Below are 21,579 nucleotides of genomic sequence, written 5' to 3' on the forward strand. Positions count from 1 at the left end.
AAATCATCCTCGTGAAAAACATGCAAAAAACATCTGCGGTTAATTTTAAATGAATTTATTTTCCCTAACGAGTGTTTAGAACAAATTAGCTATATTTATAGCTTAATAGCGCGCCTTTCCAACAAAACTTAAGACAATTTGGACGAATTTAAATGAGTTGGCACGGTACTTGCAATATATAAAAGCAAGAACAACATTTAATCTAGGAGGAATTATTTATGTCGAAACCAGAAATCTTATATTCCGTTAAAGCGCAAAGAGGACCTGAGCTCCGTTGTAAGGGTTGGAGACAGGAATCAATCCTAAGAATGCTCGAAAATAATATGGAAAATGCTGAGAAGCCGGAAGAACTAGTGATTTACGGCGGTATCGGTAAAGCAGCTCGTAACTGGGAATCCTACCATGCGATTGTAAAATCGTTAAAAGAACTTGAAGATGATGAAACATTGGTTGTTCAATCAGGTATGCCGGTTGCTATCTTCAAAACCCATAAATATGCTCCAACTGTAGTTATGGCAACAACTAATATCATGAAGGCTGACTGGCCGACATTCTATGATCTGCAAGATAAAAACCTAACCATGTATGCAAACTATACAGCTGCACCATGGGAGTATATCGGAACACAAGGCGTTATCCAAGGCACATTCGAAACCCTTTCTGCTATTGCACGTTTACACTATAATGACTCACTTGTGGGTAAAATTCTTTTAACTGCCGGTGCAGGCGGTATGGGTGGTAACCAAACCAGAGCGATGACGATGCATGGCGGTGTGGCCATCCTTTGCGATTCTAACGTTGAAATTATTAACCGCCGGATTGAAAAACAATTCATTGATGTTTTAGTAGATTCACTGGATGAAGCCATAGTGTTAGCAAAAGAATATGCGGCTGCTGGAAAGCCATTGGGTATTGCGGTTGTTGGTAATGCTGCAGATATTTTTGAGCAAGTACTTCAATCAGGATGGTTACCGGATATTTCCACATCCATGACACCGGCACATGACCCAATTTCTTATCTGCCATCTGGATACACAGTTGCTGAAGCAGAAGAACTACGCGATACAAACCGTGAGCTTTATTTAGAAAAGGCCCGCGCAACTATGGTTCGTGAGTTAAAAGCATTAATTAAGTTTCTAGAACTAGGTGTTAAATCCTTTGAGTACGGCACAAGTATTCGTAAAGAGTGTATCGATGCAGGGATGGATGCGAAAGAAGCGAAGCGTTTACCAGGCTTCGTTGCAGAATATATCCGCCCGCTCTTCTGTGAAGGCCGTGGACCATTCCGTTGGGTATGTCTATCTGGTGAAGCAGAAGACTTACGCAAAATCGATGAAATGATCCTTGAAGAGTTTAGTGATGACTTGCTTGTAACTCGCTGGATCAAACTGGCGATGAAACATATTCCAATCGAAGCACTTCCAGCACGTATTTGCTACATGGGCTTTGGCCAGCGTAAGAAATTCGCGTTAAAAGTAAATGACATGATTAGAAAAGGCGAACTTGCCGGACCAGTAGCTTTCTCACGCGACAACTTAGACTCTGGTTCAATCGTGAACCCAACATTTGAATCTGAAAACATGAAAGACGGCGGCGATTTAATCTCTGACTGGCCAGTACTGAATGGTCTATTGAATGCGGTTGGTATGTGTGATTTGATTGCCCTTCAAGCGAATTACTCTATGGGCGAAGCCGTTCATACAGGTGTAACAATGATCGCTGACGGAACTGCAGAGTCAGATATGAGACTTGAAGTTGCAATGACCGTTGACTCTGGAATCGGAGTTATCCGCCACGCACAGGCAGGCTATGAAACTGCCCGCGATGTTGCCAACGGTAAAGGAAAACTTACCGATGAAAGCATTAAAGTACCATTATGGTGGTCACCTAAAGCAACATTTGGTCCGAAAGATTTAGAAAAAGAAGATGTAAAGGCTTAATAAATGAAATAAAACTAGATAGTAGAGATCGACATCTTGCAGGTCTCTACTATTCTTTTGTTATTTTCAGAGATTACATAGCAATCACTAGCCAAGGAATGACAGAAAATGTTTGGAGGTTTTAAAATGTCTGATACAAAAGTGAAGATAAAAGTAGATTTATTGATTTCAAATGCAGCTGAAGTCATTACCTGTGCAGGAGAAGGCATGAGTGAAATTGGTGTCTTGGAAAATGCTTGGATTGCCGTCAAGGATGGGAAAATTGCCGGTGTCGGGACGGAATCGGATATGAAAGAAAGTTTTGAGCTAGAAGGATCGGATGTAATTGATGCTAAGGGGAAAGTCGTTGCTCCAGGATTTATTGATTCTCACACCCATTTAGTATTTTACGGCACAAGGGTTGAGGAATATGCAGCTAAGGTGGCAGGATACACTCCTGAGAAATTAAAAGAACTAGGAATTTCAATGGGGCCGAATCGGACCGTTGAATTAACTAGGAACAGACCTTCAGAGGAATTGTTTGAACAATCTAAAAAACGTCTGATGATGATGCTTAATTATGGAATCACGACAGTTGAAAGCAAAAGCGGCTATGGTTTGACAACTGATAGTGAAATCAAAATTTTAGAAGTTAGTAGTAGGCTGAACGAAGAAACACCGCTTGATGTGTTAAACACATTTTTAGGTGCCCATGGATTCCCTGAAAACTTAACAAAGGAAGAATACCTGGATGTAATCATTAATGAAATGATTCCGCGGGTAGGAGAACGTGGTCTCGCTGAATTTTGTGATGTCTGGTGTGATGACGGCTATTTTACAGCAGAGGAATCAAAGCAAATCCTAGAAGCCGGACTGAAATATGGGATGAAGCCAAAAATTCATGCGGATGCTTATTCCTATATTGGCGGTACGGATTTGGCAGCTGAGATGAAAATGGTCTCGGTTGACCATTTGAATTATACACCAGTTGAAGTGATGGAAAAGCTTGCGGAAGCAAATGTTACAGGAGTCTTAATGCCATCCCTTGATTTTGCGGTAAGCCATAAACGACCATTTGATGCACGAAAAATGCTGGATTTAGGCATGCAGGTGGCACTGGCAACGGATCTTTGCCCGGCTAGTTATACGCAATCCATGCAATTTGTCATTAACCTTGCATGCAGACTCTATCAATTCTCCGTAGAGGAAGCCATTAAAGCCGCAACATATGGCGGGGCACAAGCGCTTGATCTCGATGACAGGGGTACGATTCAGGAAGGAAAAGTAGCCGATTTACAAATTTGGGATGTCCCAACTTATAAGCATATTGCATATGAACTTGGAACAAACATTGTGGAAACAGTAATCAAAAACGGTAAGGTTGTCGTTAGCCGTTAGGAGGGACTTTTATGAAAACAAATCAAGTATCGAAAGCTTCTGAACATGTAAATGCAGAACGATTGCAAGAATTATTTTTAGAACTTGCAAAAATTAACGCTCCAAGTGGGAAAGAAAGTCTTGTGGCAGAATATTTGAAAAAGGCGCTTCCAGAGCTTGGTTTTACCTTGGAATTTGATGAAGCACATAAAAACTTTAATGGTGAAGTCGGTAACCTGATTGCCTATCGTGAAGGTACTGATTCGTCGATTCCACCGTTATTTTTCTCCACCCATATGGATACGGTTTTACCTACAGAAGGATTGAAGCCAGTCATTAAAGACGGTGTGATTCATTCAGATGGTACGACAATTTTGGGCGCTGATGACCGAGCTGCATTGGCTGCTTATTTAGAAGCGATCCGCGCCATTATTGATAGCGGTGTGCCACATGGACCAATTGAATTCATTCTAACTGTAAATGAACAGCCTGGTCTTGTTGGGGCAACGTATATGGACTATAGCAAGGCAAAGAGTAAAACGGGTTATATTTTTGACAGCAGCGGTGATGTTGGCCAAACGATTTTAAAAGGGCCATATAGCAGCCGGATTTGGATGGAAGTTCAAGGGAATGCAGCACATATTGCCTTGAATGCAGAGGAAGGAAATAGTGCTTTCATTCTTGCGGCCGAAGGATTAAGGAACATGAAGCTAGGTGCAATCGATGAAGAAACGCTTGCAAATATTGGAATTATCAAAGGCGGGGAACTGACATCGATTATCCCGGGAAGTGTAACTGTTGCTGGTGAAGTACGGAGTTTTTCAAAAGAAAAATTAGATGCCCAACTCAAACATATGGAAGAGGTCATGAAGCAGGCTGCCGAGAAAAAAGGTGGAAAGGTGGATGTTCGCATCGAGAAAAAATATCTTGGCTTTGATATTCCGGAAGACCATATTTTAGTGAAAAACACCTTAGAAGCTGCGCAAAAAATTAACGTTAAGCCATACTTAACGGAAACATTAGGCGGGGCCGATACAAATGTGTTAAATGAAAATGGGCTTACCACGATCACCCTTGGATTAGGATTCCAAAATATTCACTCTTTCAGGGAATGTATCAGCATCGAAAACCTTATAAATACGGGTAAATTAACAACAGCATTAATTGAACAGTGGTATGTGAACCATAAAAATTCCTAAAGGAATGCAAAACATTCCAGATTAACATTTTAAGAGAATGGCATTATAGTGAGGATATTGTCGAGAAATTGATTTATAATATTGGATAAAGTCGAAACATTTTGGCAGAACATAATAGGAGATGGGACCAATGAGCAGCAAAGAATTAGTAGAGTTAAAATTAGTAGACTTAGACGGTTTTTCTTTAGACCGTTATAAAGTGGAAAGTGTAGCTAAGGGTGAGGCGAAAGTTGAAATCCCGGAAGCGAACTGGCAACGGGTGCGAGAAAGCCGAAAACGAGTCGAAAAGGCCATTAATGACGGAAAAGTAGTTTACGGTGTCAATACAGGTTTTGGAAAACTAAGTGATATTGAAATTAATCCTGAAGATAATGCAAAGTTACAGTTGAATTTATTACGAGCGGATGCTGTTGGAGTTGGTGAACCACTGCCAATTCCAGTTGTAAGAGCGATGATGACGTTAAGAGCAAACTCATTATCAAAAGGTTTCTCCGGCATTAGAGAAGAAACCCTGCAACTGCTTCTTGATATGATTAATAACAGTGTACATCCGGTTGTTCCATGTAAGGGTTCCGTTGGGGCAAGCGGTGACCTCGCCCCCCTATCCCATATTGCTATTTGTTTAGTGGGTGAAGGGAAAGCTGAATACAAGGGCGAAATCTTGCCAGGCGGAGAAGCCTTAAAACGTGCTGGCCTAAAACCAGTTTCTTTAGAAGCGAAGGAAGGGTTGGCTCTTATCAATGGAACACAAGCAATGTCAGCAGTTGGTACAATTGCACTAAACGAAGCAGAACGTGTTGGTTTATCTGCAGATATGGCAGCATGCCTAACAATGGAAGCATTAAATGGAATTATTTCTGCCTTTGACAATGAGCTTTTAGCGGTGAGACCTCATCCAGAGCTTGAATTTGTGGCATCACGAATGAGGAACTGGCTTGAGGGAAGCAAACGGGTAACACGTCAGGGGGAGATCCGTATCCAGGATTCCTATTCGATTCGCTGTATTCCACAGGTTCACGGTGCATCCTGGCAGGCATTTAATTATGTCAATGAACGCTTAAGTGTTGAAATGAACGCTACAACCGATAATCCGATTGTACTTGAAAGCGGTGAAATTCTTTCAGGAGGCCATTTCCATGGACAGCCAATCGCACTGTCAATGGACTTTCTAAAAGTAGCTGCAGCAGAATGGGCGAATATTTCGGAGCGTAGAACAGAACGTCTTGTTAACCCGCAATTAAGCGGATTATCTCCATTCTTAGCAACAGATCCAGGATTAGAGTGCGGTTTGATGGTTGCGCAATATGCCGCTGCATCCCTTGTTTCTGAAAATAAAGTCCTTGCCCACCCGGCAAGTGTTGACTCGATTCCTACATCGGCCAACCAAGAGGACCACGTCAGCATGGGAACCATTGCTTCACGTCAAGCACGAGAAATCATTCATAATTCCGCAAGAGTCATCGCGATTGAAATGATTTGTGCTTCACAAGCGATTCACTTAGAAAATGCAGAAAAAGAATTAGCGCCGGCAACAAGAGCCTATTTAGAAAAAATCCGTGAAATCTGCCCGCCACTTGAAGGCGACCGTGCCATTTCGGATCAAATGGAAGAGCTTGCACAATTTATCTTAAAAGACAATTCATTAGTTAAATAATATTCTGGAGGCCGTCCAGGAAATAGAGATTAAGGATGGGCCTCCTTTCCAAAAACTCCATTGAAAAATACCCCATGACCAATCACACTTACCCCGAGGATTTACTTCAAGGTGTCACCGCGTTTTTAAAGCTATAAAGGAATAACTAGCTTATAAATAGTCTGAATTTTCAGTTACAGTGATTTAAAAATATAAGGGGGTCAATTATGAAAGCATTAAAGTTTTTATCCATGGTTTTAGTTTTAATGGTTATTCTATCTGCCTGTGGGACAAGCCAAACAAGCAGCAGCGGGGAGAAAGCAAAGGAAACTGAAAAGAAAACACTAAAGGTTGTAACCAATGCCGAATATGCTCCATTTGAATTTCTCGATAAAGGTCAAATCAAAGGTTTCGATCTTGATTTTATCAAAGTGGTAGCGAAGGAAGCGGGACATGACATTAATGTGGTAAATACCGGCTGGGATCCACTATTCGTTGAAGTAAAAGGAAAAACTGCAGATTTTGGTATTTCCGCCATTACGATTAATGATGAACGAAAACAAACCTATGATTTCTCAACACCATACTTTTTATCTACAAATGAAATTCTCGTACCAAAAGACAGCCCAATTAAAAGTGCCGCGGATTTAAAGGGTAAAAAAGTGGCCGTTCAAAATGGAACTACCGGTCAAGAAGCGGTAGAAGCAATAATAGGAAAAAATAATCAAGATCTTAAAAAATTTAAAAGTAACAATCTAGCGATTATGGAATTGAAGAGCGGCGGGGCAGATGCCGTTGTCGCAGATAATACAGTTGTCGAAGAATACGTTAAAAATAATCCGAATGAGAACTTAGTCGTAATAAAAGACGATACAGCATTTGAAAAAGAATTTTATGGTTTAATGTTTCCAAAAGGCAGTGTGCTAAAAGCTGATTTTGACAAGGCGATTACAAAAGTGCTTGAAAACGGTGAATATGCAAAGATTTATCAACAGTGGTTTAAGTCAGACCCTGATGTAAATGCATTGAAACAATAACGGATAACGAAAAAATTGCGTAACCCATATACCTATGGCAGTTACGCAATTTTTGGCTGTTTAAACGATCAGACTTTCATACTGAATCATATTAGGAGGATTTGCCTATGGATTTTCGTTTTGATTTATTATCTGAATACAGTTCATTTTTCATAAAAGGCACAATGCTGACAATTGGTCTTTCATTCGCTGGAATTTTACTTGGAACCATTTTCGGCTTGCTGATCGGGCTAGGTAAAATGATGCAAAATAAATTATATGCCCAGCCATTTAATTGGTATATTACCTTTTTTCGCGGGACCCCTTTTATGGTTCAAATCCTATTAATCCATTTCGCTGTAGTTCCACTATTTTTAGGTGAAACCAATGCAATTGCGGCGGCAATTGTTGCCCTTTCCTTGAATTCAGCTGCATATATCGCTGAAATTTTTCGTGCCGGGATTCAATCCATTGATAAGGGTCAAATGGAGGCTGCGCGTTCTCTAGGAATGAATCATGTTCAAGCAATGCGCTATGTTATTTTGCCGCAGGCGTTCAAGCGGATGATTCCCCCATTAGGAAATGAATTTATTGTATTAATAAAAGATTCGTCTCTCGCAGCGTTAATTGCAGCACCCGAGCTTATGTACTGGGGACAAGCGATGCAGGGGCAGTATTATCGTGTTTGGGAGCCATATCTAACAGCAGCTGCGATTTATTTGGTGTTAACCCTTACGTTAAGCTTCTTATTATCTAGACTTGAAAGGAGGATGGCGACCACATGATTACCGTGAAAAATTTAAAAAAGTCGTTTGGAAATCATGAGGTTTTAAAGGATATCAATGTTTCCGTGAAACCTCAAGAGGTAGTCGTAGTCATTGGTCCATCTGGGTCAGGGAAATCCACCTTTTTACGGTGCATCAATTTATTGGAAACGATTACAGACGGTCATATTTATATTGAAGGAATAGATCTCGCTGACAAAAAAACCGATATTAATAAGGTGCGGACAGAAGTAGGCATGGTTTTTCAGCAGTTTAATCTTTTTCCACATAAAACCGTGATTGAAAATATTATGTTGGCACCTATGAAAGTGAGGAAGATTTCTGTTGAAAAAACAAAGCAGAAGGGGTTGCAACTGCTAAGTAAGGTGGGGCTAAGAGATAAAGCGGAGGCCTATCCGGGTTCACTTTCCGGTGGGCAAAAACAGCGTGTCGCCATTGCAAGAGCACTCGCGATGGAGCCGAAAATCATGCTCTTTGATGAACCAACATCTGCACTTGATCCGGAGATGGTCGGTGAAGTATTAGAGGTCATGAAGCAGCTTGCGAAAGAAGGGATGACCATGGTCGTCGTGACTCATGAAATGGGCTTCGCCAGGGAAGTGGGTGACCGCGTCATTTTTATGGATGGCGGCTTCATTGTCGAAGAAAATGTTCCAAAAGAGTTATTTGAGAATCCGCAGGAAGAGCGGACCAAATCGTTTTTAAGTAAGGTTTTGTAAATTTTTGTTGAATAGGGTTAGTGTTGGGGAGGGTCCAGAGGGATTGTCCCCTATTATATTTATTGTTTGATTGATAAAAAACCAGATAATTCAGGTTCTTTAAAGAATAACTTGCATGCAAATTTTATCTGCGTTATAAAAGTTATAATCGTTTGCAAGGATATAGGAATTTGTCGATTTATGTGGTGTTATGGTGCAAGAAATATCTGCGTTGTTTGTGAAAGGTTTGGGTTATAACTCAAATTAAAAAGAAAGCTTTTAAAAAAAATCTAAGGAAAAATCGCTATTTTAATAGAAAAAACAAAAAATTCCCCCAATTTGATCAACTTGGCACAGTACTTGCAATATATAAAGTCGAGTACACCAAATTACATACTAGGAGGAATTAGTAATGACAAAACCAGAAATCTTATATTCTGTTAAAGCACAAAGGGGACCTGAACTTCGTTGTAAGGGCTGGAGACAGGAATCAATCTTAAGGATGCTTGAAAACAATATGGAGAATGCCGAAAAGCCGGAAGAGTTAGTTATTTATGGAGGTATTGGTAAAGCAGCTCGTAACTGGGAGTCCTACCATGCAATCGTTAAATCGTTAAAAGAACTTGAAGATGATGAAACATTGGTTGTTCAATCTGGTATGCCGGTAGCCATTTTCAAAACACATAAGTATGCTCCAACTGTTGTGATGGCTACGACAAATATCATGAAGGCTGACTGGCCAACATTCTATGATCTTCAAGATAAAAACCTAACCATGTATGCAAACTATACGGCTGCACCTTGGGAATATATCGGTACACAAGGAGTGATCCAAGGAACATTCGAAACCCTTTCTGCGATTGCACGTTTACACTATAACGATTCACTTGTTGGAAAAATCCTTTTAACAGCGGGTGCAGGCGGTATGGGCGGTAACCAAACAAGAGCGATGACGATGCACGGCGGCGTGGCAATCCTTTGTGACTCTAATGTTGAAATTATTAATCGCCGGATTGAAAAACAATTCATTGATGTTTTAGTAGATTCATTGGATGAAGCTATTGTATTAGCGCAAGAATTTGCGGCTGCAGGAAAGCCACTGGGAATTGGTGTTGTCGGAAATGCAGCTGATGTATTTGAGGCAGTATTGGAAAAAGGGTTCTTACCGGATATTACAACATCCATGACACCAGCACATGACCCAATCTCTTATTTACCATCTGGCTATACAGTGGAAGAAGCTGAGCATCTTCGTGATACAAATCGTGAGCTTTATTTAGAAAAAGCACGTGAAACCATGGTGCGTGAGCTAAAGGCTCTTATTAAATTCCTTGATTTAGGTGTTAAATCATTCGAATACGGCACAAGTATCCGTAAAGAATGTATCGATGCCGGTATGGATGAGAAAGAAGCGAAGAGATTACCAGGATTTGTAGCAGAATATATCCGTCCGCTCTTTTGTGAAGGCCGTGGACCTTTCCGCTGGGTTTGTCTATCCGGTGAAGCAGAGGATTTACGCAAAATCGATGAAATGATTCTTGAAGAGTTCAGCGATGACCTGCTTGTAACCCGCTGGATCAAACTGGCGATGAAACATATTCCAATCGAAGCACTTCCAGCACGTATTTGTTATATGGGCTTTGGACAACGTAAGAAATTCGCATTAAAAGTAAATGACATGATTCGAAAAGGAGAACTTGCGGGGCCGGTTGCCTTCTCCCGTGACAACCTAGACTCCGGTTCAATCGTGAACCCTACATTTGAGTCAGAAAACATGAAAGACGGCGGCGATTTAATCTCTGACTGGCCAGTATTGAATGGTCTATTGAATGCGGTTGGTATGTGTGATTTGATTGCGCTTCAAGCAAACTATTCCATGGGTGAAGCAGTTCATACCGGCGTAACGATGATTGCAGATGGTACAGAAGAATCCGATATGAGACTAGAAGTTGCGATGACTGTTGACTCAGGTATTGGGGTTATCCGCCATGCCCAAGCAGGCTATGAAATTGCCCGTGAGGTTGCCAACGGAAAAGGAAAACTTACAGAAGAAGGCATTAAAGTACCATTATGGTGGTCACCTAAAGCAACATTTGGACCAAAGGATTTAGAGAAGGAAGAAGTAAAGGCTTAGTTCCTTCGAAGGATGGTAGGGGCCGGATCATGTCCCTGCCATCATTTTTGTAATTCAGGCAGTTTTAAACCGTATCCCTCATTAGTTCTTGCTTCTAATCTATCAATATTTGTTCTATTCATATTAGGGGGTATTCTTTTGGAAAATCAACAGCTGCAATATTCTTCTGAAATCGAATCTGAGTCATCTGGTAATCTTCAAAAAAAATTAAAACCACGTCATGTGTCAATGATCGCCTTAGGTGGAACAATCGGAACGGGTGTTTTTCTTGGAAGCGGGCCAGCCATTCATACAGCGGGACCGGGTGGGGTTTTAGTAGCCTATGGAATTATTGGGATTATGGTGTATTTTGTCATGACTGGGCTTGGGGAACTGGCAACCTTTATGCCAACAAGCGGTTCGATTAGTACTTATGCCACACGTTTTATTGACCCGGCACTTGGATTTGCATTTGGCTGGAACTACTGGTTGTCATGGGCGATGACCCTTGCCGCTGAACTTTCAGCTTCTGTCCTGTTAATGAAGTATTGGTTTCCCGATAGCCCTTCACTCCTGTGGAGTGGATTATTTTTAGCTTTCCTCTTCCTTTTAAATGTCTTATCAGTTAAGGGCTTTGGTGAAGGAGAGTACTGGTTCTCTTTTATTAAAGTAGCAACGATAATCATCTTCATCGTGGTTGGAACCTTGATGATTTTTGGAATCATGAACGGCCATCAACCTGCTGGATTTCAAAACTTTACTGTAGGCGATGCACCGTTTGTTGGCGGTTTTATCGGAACATTAGGAATCTTTCTTGTTGCCGGCTTCTCCTTTTCAGGAACTGAATGCATTGGTGTTGCAGCAGGAGAGAGTGAGGACCCAGTCAAAAATATCCCACGAGCCATACGGAGTGTTTTTTGGCGAATTCTTCTGTTTTACATTTTAGCGCTTCTCATTATCTCGTTTCTTGTACCTTATACGAATGAAAGTCTTCAAAACTCAACTGTTATGGCCAGCCCTTTTACCATTGTGTTCAAAAGAGCCGGGCTTGCATTGGCCGCTTCTGTAATGAATGCCGTTATTCTAACATCAGTTTTATCTGCCGGAAATGGCTGTCTTTATGTGACAAGCAGAATCATGTATGCAATGGCCCAGGAAGGGCAAGCACCACGAATTTTTGCTAAAGTAAACAAACGTGGTGTCCCTGTTGCAGCTCTAGTTGCGACAACGATTGTCGGAATGTTAGCCTTTTTAGCGTCCTTTGTAGGAGATGGAACCATCTATCTTTGGCTGATGAATTCCGTTGGTGTGACGACGTTTATTTTCTGGCTCGGAATTGCGGCCAGCCACTACCGCTTCCGCAAAGCCTATGTGGCACAAGGTTATTCGATAAAAGATCTCCCATACCGTGCAAAATGGTATCCCTTTGGACCGATCTTTGCTTTCGTTGTATGCTTTGTGATCCTGATTGCCCAAGACTATCAAGGGTTTACCTCGGGGCATATCGATTGGGTGGGTGTCATTGCCGCCTATCTCGGAATCCCTGTATTTATTGTATTTTGGCTTGGTTTTAAATTTATTAAGAAAACAAAGGTCATTCCTTTAGAAGAATGTAAGATTGATGTCAAAGAATTTCAGAGCTAAAAAAAGTTTGCCACAGTTCCTGGAACTGTGGCCTAATTTTGTTCCTTTTAAGGATTGATTCATTATTTTTAATCGCAAAGATTTTTCTCGATCTTTTAGTTATTTCGTATTCCAGACATTGATTCCTCTGGTTAATAATACCGTTGTTTTTTTGTCAACAAATTTTAAGCGGACATACAAATTTAGTCAATGAACGTAATACAATGTAAAAAAATTAGGAGTGATTTACATTGTCTTGGCTAATCATCTTGGCATTTGCAGCATCATCAAGCATAGATAATTTAGGTATTGGTATTTCTTACGGTGTTCGAAAGATCCGAATTGGCATTGGAGCCAACATTTTAATGGCCATTATTTGTTATCTTATGAGCCTTGCTGGTATTACTTTTGGAATTTGGGTTTCGCGTATTCTACCTGGCATCTTTCCAGTGGTAATTGGAGGATTATTGCTTTTAATTATTGGAATTAGAATTATTTTGTTAGCAGCACCCCGTAAGAACGCAATAAAGGATCATGAAGGATATGACGGTCAATCCACTAGTATAAAAACGGTTATCAAAAATCCAGAATTAGCCGATGTGGACCAATCGGGAGAAATTGGCTGGGGTGAAGCCATGCTTCTTGGTGTTGCTTTATCATCTAACGCACTTACGAATGGCTTAGGTGCAGGCTTACTTGGACTTTCGCCCCATGCTATTTCTCTAACAGCTGCAATTGGCAGTTTAATTAGTGTTTGGGTTGGTGTTAAGTTAGGTTTTAAATTATCCGCCGTTCGGATTGGTCCCTATACATTGGGGCAATTTGGTACCATTATTAGCGGAATCATTATTATCATTATTGCGATAACCGCTTTCTTTTAAAATAACTGTATTGACAATTATTAATGAGAATATTGACGAATTGTCAACGTGTAGATATATTAGTGAATAGATTTAAGGCCAATTGGAACTGGGGATTACTGTGATGGGGTATATGAATATGGGGGAGTAGAAAATGTCAAAAGATCAAAAAAATAGCAATATTGGGTTGGTGTTAAAAGATCTATTAAAACAACAGTCCTTATCCATGAGGAAATTGAGCGAGCTTACGGAAATCGACACTGCCACCATTTCACGTATTGTTAATGGTAAACGAAAAGCCACACCTGAACATTTAAAAAAATTTGCAGTCTCTCTTGGAGTTCCGTTTGCAGATTTATTTCGTGCTGCAGGGTACCCGATTGATCAAAAAACAGAAAAAAGCTATTCAGATGATCTTAATGCAACGGTGGATAATATTGAAAAAATCCTAGAATCTTCTAATTTGTATAATAAAAAATTTACAATTGAAAGTGTGGAAAAACAATTAGAGAAATACGAACAGTTCTCGCAAACGGAAGAAGGGGAAGAAACCATCCTAAATAACTTTGAGAAGAAGCGCCAAAAATTAGGGGGAATAGGTCCATTTATTAGTCAATTAAAAGTAATGTTTGAACAATTTTGTACGAAGAAGGATTCTTCACATCATTTGGCCGTTATAGGAAGTGCCCTTTTATATTTTATCATGCCAGTTGACGTTATTCCGGATTACATCTTTCCGATTGGTTATTTAGATGATGCCGTCGCAGTACAGCTTGTATCGAATTTACTATCAATGAAAAAATGAAACCAGATCCAAATTATTAAAAAGTTTAGATTGAACATTCCTCTTAATGGTATATTTTATTTTAAGTTTAGTATAGGAAGGCGATAATTTTGGGAGATAAAGAAATTAACCTAGTAGAGCATTTGGATGAATTACGTAAAAGACTAATCATATCAGCTGGAGCCTTTCTGATTTTTCTTGTTTTTGGACTCATTTATTCCAAAGAGATTTATGTTTTTTTTATGGGGAATTTAGGATATAAACTTATGGTTTTAGGGCCAAGTGACATTATTTTGATTTATTTTCATCTTGCATCAGTTGTTGCCATTGCAGGAACGATTCCTGTTGCAGCATGGCAGATTTGGATATTTGTTAAACCTGCATTAAAACCTTTAGAAAGAAAGGTTGCTTTAGCCTATATTCCATCCTTATTTTTACTATTTATAGTAGGTTTGGGTTTTGGATACTTTTTCATTTTTCCAAACATCATGAGGTTTCTAATCCATTTGGGAAATGATTTAATGACTACCTCGTTTACGGCAGAAAAATACTTCAGTTTTTTAATTAATATGACGTTACCATTTGGCGTTGCTTTCGAATTACCGCTTGTCCTGATGTTTTTAACAACTTTGGGGATTGTCAATCCTTATAGAATTGCGAAAATGAGAAAATACGCATATTTAATCCTGGTCATTATTGCTTCTATGATTTCTCCGCCAGAGCTCATCTCTCATCTTTCGGTAGCAATACCGCTTATTATTATTTATGAAGTAAGCATTCTGTTATCAATCATGGTTTATAAACGAAAGCAAAAAAGTTACAGTGGTATGCACTTTTGAAAAATAATAATCTTAAAGATTCACATGGTATGGTTACTCCATGTGAATTTTTTTCTGCACAAATTATAGTGTTTTTTAAATTTTCGCATTTTTTGATACTATAGAGGTAGGTTTTATATAGAAGGGAGTATCTGTCATGGTTTTACATCTAGAAAATGTTTCATTAAAACGAGATGGTTCTTGGATTTTACAAAATATAAATTGGCAAATTGAACAGGGAGACCACTGGGTATTATATGGCTTAAATGGTGCAGGGAAAACAGCCATTCTTCAATTGTTAAATGCTTTTTACTTCCCGACCAGCGGAAAGGTTACGGTACTCGGTCTTGAATTTGGAAAGACGTATTTAGGAGAAAAGCTTCGGAAACAAATTGGTTTTGTTTCCTCGTCACTACAGGAAAAATTTCACCCTGGCGATAATGCGTTTGAGGTTGTTTTAAGTGGTGCTTTTGCTTCCATTGGTTTGTATGAAACTCCTACAGATGAGATTCGTGAAAAAGCGATTAATTTACTTGAAAATCTTGGCTGCATTGAGTATGCGAATCGAAACTATGAAACATTGTCCCAAGGGGAAAAGCAACGCGTCCTAATTGCCCGGGCATTAATGGCCGAACCCTCGTTGCTAATTTTGGATGAGCCAACGAACGGACTGGATTTTATTGCACGTGAAGAGTTATTGGAATCAATTGAATTGATTTCAAAGAATCCTGATGCCCCGACGATGATTTATGTCACCCACCATGTTGAAGAAATATTACCTGTTTTCAATAAAACCTTGTTACTTAAACAGGGAAAGGTTTTTGCGGAGGGTGGTACAAGTGAAATGATCTCAGGGGAACTGCTTACAGAATTTTTCGGATTGCCAGTTAAGGTTTTTTGGGAAAACAACCGGCCATTATTATCAAAAATGCAGGCAGTAGAAAAATAGAATGGGAGGTTTCGATTTGCCGAAAGTAAAAGTGGCCGTTGTCAGAGTGCTTTGAGAATTAAGGGGAGTGGGCATTATCATGGGTTGTTGATAGTGCCCGAGTGGCAGAAAAAAATGTGGTGTTGGGAACGATCAGGTGTTAATAGTGCCCGAGTGGCAGAAAAAAATGAGGTGTTGGGAACGATCAGGCGTTAATAGTGCCCGAGTGGTAGAAAAAAATGTGGTGTTGGGAACGATCAGGTGTTGATAGTGCCCGAGTGGTCGAAAAAAATATGGTGTTGGGAACGATCAGGTGTTGATAGTGCCCGAGTGGTCGAAAAAAATATGGTGTTGGTAACGATCAGGTGTTGATAGTGCCCGAGTGGTCGAAAAAAATATGGTGTTGGGAACGATCAGGTGTTGATAGTGCCCGAGTGGCAGAAAAAAATGTGGTGTTGGGAACGATCGGTGGTTGATAGTGCCCGTGTGGTCGAAAAAGAAGGGGTGCAGTCAACGAATAAGTTTTTAATGCCCGCAAACAATAATATTATATTAAACAAATCCCCGTAATTATAGGGCTTCTTCGATAGGAAATTTTTTCTTCAGGTTTCATATTTTGTTCAATATTTCACAATCTATTTTTCGGAATACATGCTAAGATGAAATCACAAAAGGTATTAAGGAGTGATAAGCATGATGCAATGTGAATGGAAGACTTTTTCAACTGATTCTGAGACCTATACATTAGAAACATTTGAAGCAGCAGTTGGAGACGAATATGAGGCGATGATGTTAAAAGAAAATGAGCAGATTCCTTCCTATATCTGGACTGTCAATTATGTGGTCATTGTAAAAAGAAGCTCCAAGGTCCTAACAGACATATATTTTGAAAAAATACCGCGTAATCCTGTTTGTGAGTAAAAAAATTTTGATTTAACATGTGAAATATTTCACAATCATAACCTATTGGAGGGAATAAAAATGGCAATCGATGAAAAAGTAATAGAGCAAACCCAAACAGTAGCAGAAACAATTGATAAATTAGTCGAGAATGGTTTAAATGCATTGGCGGAATTCCGCAGCTTTAATCAACAAACGATTGATGAAATTGTTAAACAAATGGCGTTAGTGGGACTTGACAAGCATATGCCGCTTGCAAAACTTGCCGTCGAGGAAACAAAACGAGGCGTGTATGAAGACAAAATCATTAAAAATATGTTTGCAACCGAATATGTCTATCACAATATTAAATATGATAAAACGGCCGGAATTATAAATGAAAACGATTATGAAGGCATCATTGAAATTGCCGAGCCTGTGGGGGTAGTAGCAGGAGTTACACCGGTTACCAATCCAACATCTACTACAATGTTTAAGGCATTAATTTCAATTAAAACAAGAAACCCGATTATTTTTGCCTTCCACCCATCTGCACAAAAATGCAGCAGTGAGGCAGCAAGAATACTAAGAGATGCCGCAGTAAAAGCCGGTGCTCCGGAATATTGTATTCAATGGATTGAAACACCATCCCTTGAAGCTACCCAAACCTTGATGAATCACCAGAATATTTCGCTCATCCTTGCAACAGGAGGGGCAGGCATGGTCAAATCTGCTTATAGTTCTGGTAAACCGGCTTTAGGAGTTGGGCCAGGGAATGTTCCATGCTATATTGAAAAATCAGCTAACCTAAGCCAAGCTGTAAATGATTTGATTTTATCGAAAACCTTTGATAACGGTATGATTTGTGCATCTGAACAGGCCGTTATCATAGATAAAGAGATTTATAGTAACGTGAAAAGAGAAATGATCGCAAACAATTGCTACTTCCTTAATGATGATGAAAAAGAAAAGGTGGAAAAACTAGTTATCAATGAACATTCCTGCGCCGTAAACGCGGATATTGTTGGAATGCCTGCCTTTAAAATAGCTGAAATGGCCGGAGTAACGGTTCCCGAAGGCACCAAAATTCTGATTGCCGAATTAACAGGTGTAGGACCGGCATATCCGCTTTCAAGAGAAAAATTAAGCCCAGTTTTAGCCTGCTACAAGGTGAACGGTCTCGAAGAGGGGCTTAAAAGAGCAGAAGAAATGCTCGAATTTGGCGGTTTAGGCCACTCTGCTGTGATTCACACCAATGACCAAACAGCTATAAGAGAATTTGGCATGCGAATGAAAGCCGGCCGGATTATTGTAAATGCACCTTCTTCACAAGGGGCAATTGGCGATATTTATAATGCCTATATGCCTTCATTAACATTGGGATGTGGTACGTATGGCGGAAACTCAGTTTCTACCAATGTTGGTGCCATCCATATGATTAACATTAAAAAGGTTGCAAAAAGGAACGTGAATATGCAATGGTTTAAGGTTCCATCCAAAATTTATTTTGAAAAAAATTCAACTCAATACTTAGCGAAAATGCCAAAAATCTCGAAGGCGTTTATTGTCACAGACCCTGGTATGGTAAATCTTGGCTATGTGGACCGCGTGCTCTATTATTTAAGAAAACGCCCCGATTATGTACACTGTGAAATTTTTTCAGAAGTGGAGCCGGACCCTTCCATCGAAACGGTGATGAAGGGTGCAGAAATGATGGCAAAATTCCAGCCGGATGTCATTATCGCACTTGGAGGCGGTTCTGCCATGGATGCTGCGAAAGGAATGTGGCTCTTCTATGAGTATCCGGATTCTGAATTTTTTGGCCTAAAACAAAAATTCTTAGATATCCGTAAGCGGATTGTAAAATATCCGAAGTTAGGGGAAAGAGCCCAATTCGTGGCGATTCCAACCACATCTGGAACTGGCTCAGAAGTGACCTCCTTCTCAGTTATTACCGATAAAGAGGCAAATATTAAATACCCGTTGGCTGATTATGAATTGACACCTGATGTCGCCATTATTGACCCGCAATTCGTGATGACGGTACCAAAACATATTACGGCTGACACTGGACTCGATGTATTAACCCATGCAATTGAAGCGTATGTTTCCTGCATGGCAAATGATTTTACGGATGGCTTAGCCATGAAAGCCATTCAATTAGTATTCGAGTATTTGCCAAGAGCCTATAAAAATGGAAATGATGAAGAGGCACGTGAAAAGATTCATAATGCATCCACGATTGCTGGTATGGCATTTGCCAATGCCTTCCTTGGAATCAACCATAGTCTTGCACATAAGTTAGGCGCTGAATTCCATGTTGCCCATGGCCGTGCAAATGCGGTTCTTCTGCCACATGTAATTCGTTATAATGCAACTAAACCGACGAAGTTTACGGCATTCCCGAAATACAATCATTTCATAGCGGATAAACGATACGCAGAAATCGCTAGAACCCTTGGACTTCCTGCTCGGACAACAGAAGAGGGTGTTGAAAATCTTGTGCAGGCCATTATTAAACTAGCTAAAGAGCTTGATGTTCCAATGAGCTTAGAAGCCAATCATCTTGATCGGGTTGAATTTGAAAGCAAGGTGGAATTTTTAGCAGAGCGTGCCTTTGAAGACCAATGTACGACCGCAAATCCGAAGCTTCCGCTAGTTACGGAATTGGCTGAAATTTATCGTTTGGCATATAAGGGAGTTTAATCTCCGCTAATCAGAAGAGAGTCTTCCTTGCTAAGGAGAGGCTCTCTTCTTTGCTTTTTGAAGGAAAATAGATGTAAAAACGAGAATAATATAAGTGACAAAAGGTTTCCTTGGTTCAATAGATTTGGAGGAGGAATTTTTTTGAAGGTGAAAGAACAGTTAGCCCAGATGTGGGAGAAATTTGTTATGGAGGGGGTCCTCCAAGAGGATCTGGATCCAATGATCAAACGCTCTTGGTTGCGATCAAAACAGTTTAATGTGAATCCTTTTCAAACAATCGGAAATGAAAAGCTATCAGGGCGAGAGTTACAAACTTTACTAGCAGAAAAAAAGGAATTAATCCAAATTTCACTTCCACTCATGAACACACTTTACTCGCTTGTAAAAGGCTCCGGATTTCTTGTAACACTTTGTAATGAAAACGGTTACCTATTAACCGTCATAGGCGATCCGGAACCACTGGAAAATGCTGAAAGGATTCAATTTGTTACAGGAGCCAATTGGAGTGAGGAGGCGATGGGCACGAATGCGATTGGCACAGCTATCCTTGAAATGAAGCCTATTCAAATTTTTTCGTATCAACATTATACACGAGCAACCCAATCGTGGACCTGTTCGGCCTCTCCCATTTTTGACTCAAATAATAACATAATCGGAGTTTTAAATATTTCCGGACCGTTCGATAAAGTCCATCCCCACACCCTTGGAATGATTGTTTCCACTGTAAAAGCAATTGAATTTGAGCTGCAATTGATTGAGAAAACAAATCGAAATGAAATGATGATGAGCTATCTTGAGGAAACAACCAACACCTTAAGTGATGGGATAATCATCATTAATGAAAGTGGTACAGTCATTAAGACTAACAAAATCATGCGACAGATATTGAACTTGTCAGAAAAAGAAATAGAAGGAAAATGGATTTCCAATGTCATTGAAAATAAGGAAATGGCAAGCTTTTTTCAGACCAACCAAGAAGTAATGGATCGGGAGGTCAAACTACAAATTTGCAAAACCCAAAACCAGATTTCGGTCCTATTTAATGCAAAACCGATTCATAGACAAGGGATGAATATTGGTTCCCTAATTACTGTGAAGGAAATAAAGAAAGTCCGACAACTCGTGAACCATTTTTCCGGGAATCAAGCTAAAGTAACGTTTGAAGATATCATTGGAAAAAATGAACGTTTTTTGCAGTGTTTACTGGAGGCAAAGCTAGCAGCAAAAAATGAATCGACCGTTCTGTTAATGGGGGAAAGCGGTACGGGCAAGGATTTAATGGCACAGGGTATTCACAATGAAAGCAGCCGGCGCAAGTCTCCATTTATCGCTATCAATTGTGGAGGCATACCGAGAGATTTATTAGGAAGCGAGCTTTTTGGGTATGCTGAAGGCGCTTTTACGGGAGCAAGAAAAGGCGGTCATGCCGGGAAATTTGAGTTAGCTGACGGAGGGACCTTGTTTTTAGATGAAATTGGTGAAATGTCATTGGAAATGCAAGTCCTGCTTTTGCGGGTTTTACAGACGCGAGAGGTCGTCCGGATTGGTGGTTCAAGAGTGGTGCCGGTTAATGTTCGTATTATTGCAGCAACGAACAAAGACCTGTGGAAGGAGGTACAGAAAGGAAGTTTCCGTGATGATTTATTTTTCCGCCTAAATGTCATGCCGATTCAAATGCCAAGCCTTCGGGATCGGAAGGATGATATTCCATTATTAGTCCAACATTTTTCCAGCCAGCTCGCATTTCGAATGCAAAGAAAATCCCCTGCAATTAATGATCATGTTCTCCATTCATTAAAAGCATATGACTGGCCTGGCAATGTTCGAGAATTACATAATATTATTGAACGGGCAATGGTAAAAGCTTCTGACGATAAATTGACTACGGAATTGTTCCCTGAAGAAATTTCCGCATATGGAACCTTGAAAGATGAAAATCCGTTAAGATTACCAAAAAAGGATGAACGAAAAAGGCAGGCATTACTAGAATCCATTGAAAAATATAATCGCAATTTTAGTAAGGCTGCAGCAGATTTAGGTATATCCCGTAGTACCTTATATCGGCAAATGAAAAAATACAATATTGAGTAATGGCTGTCCCGTTTTGCAACAGTGTCCCATATTCGTTGGGACACTATGTAGCAAAACGAGACAGTCCTTTTTTTGAAAAGATAATTAGTAAGCGCTTTCAGATATGGCATGAAACTTGCATTCTATTAAGAAGAGAAGACACTTTTAAGA

The 21,579-nt window shown here is 40.0% G+C and carries 16 protein-coding genes; all 16 read left to right on the plus strand.

Translation table 11 applies throughout. The features are described from left to right. Nucleotides 1-218: 218 nt before the first annotated feature. The 16 genes from ACFQZ9_RS06985 (at nucleotide 219) to ACFQZ9_RS07060 (ending at nucleotide 21,429) form a co-directional block, all read left to right on the plus strand. Nucleotides 219-1,940, plus strand: coding sequence for an N-tau-methylurocanate hydratase (locus tag ACFQZ9_RS06985; RefSeq protein WP_498942885.1), 1,722 nt, complete (start codon nucleotides 219-221; stop codon nucleotides 1,938-1,940). A gap of 126 nt (nucleotides 1,941-2,066) precedes the next feature. Then, nucleotides 2,067-3,317: an amidohydrolase family protein gene (gene hutI / locus ACFQZ9_RS06990; RefSeq protein WP_498942886.1), complete on the plus strand. Its 1,251-nt coding sequence runs from the start codon at nucleotides 2,067-2,069 to the stop codon at nucleotides 3,315-3,317. Between the two features lie 11 nt (nucleotides 3,318-3,328). After that, nucleotides 3,329-4,495 (plus strand): zinc-binding metallopeptidase family protein, encoded by a 1,167-nt coding sequence (locus ACFQZ9_RS06995; protein ID WP_498942887.1) that lies wholly within the window; start codon nucleotides 3,329-3,331, stop codon nucleotides 4,493-4,495. A 130-nt stretch (nucleotides 4,496-4,625) separates the two neighbouring features. Next, nucleotides 4,626-6,149 (plus strand): histidine ammonia-lyase, encoded by a 1,524-nt coding sequence (gene hutH / locus ACFQZ9_RS07000; RefSeq protein WP_498942889.1) that lies wholly within the window; start codon nucleotides 4,626-4,628, stop codon nucleotides 6,147-6,149. A gap of 206 nt (nucleotides 6,150-6,355) precedes the next feature. Continuing rightward, nucleotides 6,356-7,165 carry a basic amino acid ABC transporter substrate-binding protein gene (locus ACFQZ9_RS07005; RefSeq protein ID WP_498942891.1) on the plus strand — a complete coding sequence of 270 codons (810 nt, stop codon included), beginning with the start codon at nucleotides 6,356-6,358 and terminating at the stop codon, nucleotides 7,163-7,165. 107 nt (nucleotides 7,166-7,272) lie between these two features. Beyond that, a complete protein-coding gene (locus ACFQZ9_RS07010; RefSeq protein ID WP_198311279.1) occupies nucleotides 7,273-7,929 on the plus strand; it encodes an amino acid ABC transporter permease in 657 nt (218 codons plus the stop codon). Beyond that, the gene (locus ACFQZ9_RS07015) at nucleotides 7,926-8,648 is read left to right on the plus strand and encodes an amino acid ABC transporter ATP-binding protein (RefSeq protein ID WP_498942893.1); all 723 of its coding nucleotides are present in this window, start codon (nucleotides 7,926-7,928) and stop codon (nucleotides 8,646-8,648) included. The genes ACFQZ9_RS07010 and ACFQZ9_RS07015 overlap by 4 nt, the downstream gene beginning before the upstream one ends. A gap of 391 nt (nucleotides 8,649-9,039) precedes the next feature. Next, a complete protein-coding gene (locus ACFQZ9_RS07020; RefSeq protein ID WP_498942894.1) occupies nucleotides 9,040-10,761 on the plus strand; it encodes a urocanate hydratase in 1,722 nt (573 codons plus the stop codon). Between the two features lie 132 nt (nucleotides 10,762-10,893). Continuing rightward, complete coding sequence (locus ACFQZ9_RS07025) at nucleotides 10,894-12,384, plus strand: amino acid permease (protein WP_498943597.1); 1,491 nt, start codon at nucleotides 10,894-10,896, stop codon at nucleotides 12,382-12,384. 230 nt (nucleotides 12,385-12,614) lie between these two features. Next, complete coding sequence (gene ytaF / locus ACFQZ9_RS07030; RefSeq protein WP_498942896.1) at nucleotides 12,615-13,244, plus strand: MntP/YtaF family protein; 630 nt, start codon at nucleotides 12,615-12,617, stop codon at nucleotides 13,242-13,244. 133 nt (nucleotides 13,245-13,377) lie between these two features. Then, entirely contained in the window at nucleotides 13,378-14,028 is a 651-nt protein-coding gene (locus tag ACFQZ9_RS07035; RefSeq protein ID WP_498942897.1) for a DUF1232 domain-containing protein, read from the plus strand. Nucleotides 14,029-14,117: 89 nt separating this feature from the next. After that, entirely contained in the window at nucleotides 14,118-14,846 is a 729-nt protein-coding gene (gene tatC, locus ACFQZ9_RS07040; protein WP_498942899.1) for a twin-arginine translocase subunit TatC, read from the plus strand. A gap of 136 nt (nucleotides 14,847-14,982) precedes the next feature. Then, complete coding sequence (locus ACFQZ9_RS07045; protein WP_498942900.1) at nucleotides 14,983-15,774, plus strand: ABC transporter ATP-binding protein; 792 nt, start codon at nucleotides 14,983-14,985, stop codon at nucleotides 15,772-15,774. 672 nt (nucleotides 15,775-16,446) lie between these two features. Next, nucleotides 16,447-16,674 (plus strand): hypothetical protein, encoded by a 228-nt coding sequence (locus ACFQZ9_RS07050; RefSeq protein ID WP_198311287.1) that lies wholly within the window; start codon nucleotides 16,447-16,449, stop codon nucleotides 16,672-16,674. Nucleotides 16,675-16,734: 60 nt separating this feature from the next. Continuing rightward, complete coding sequence (gene adhE / locus ACFQZ9_RS07055; protein WP_498942902.1) at nucleotides 16,735-19,338, plus strand: bifunctional acetaldehyde-CoA/alcohol dehydrogenase; 2,604 nt, start codon at nucleotides 16,735-16,737, stop codon at nucleotides 19,336-19,338. A gap of 168 nt (nucleotides 19,339-19,506) precedes the next feature. Continuing rightward, the gene (locus ACFQZ9_RS07060) at nucleotides 19,507-21,429 is read left to right on the plus strand and encodes a sigma-54-dependent Fis family transcriptional regulator (protein WP_498943598.1); all 1,923 of its coding nucleotides are present in this window, start codon (nucleotides 19,507-19,509) and stop codon (nucleotides 21,427-21,429) included. Nucleotides 21,430-21,579: the final 150 nt, after the last annotated feature.

Origin of the sequence: Neobacillus sp. GCM10027624 (assembly GCF_042675345.1) — a bacterium.
GTDB classification, from domain to species: Bacteria; Bacillota; Bacilli; order Bacillales; family Cytobacillaceae; genus Neobacillus; species Neobacillus cucumis_D.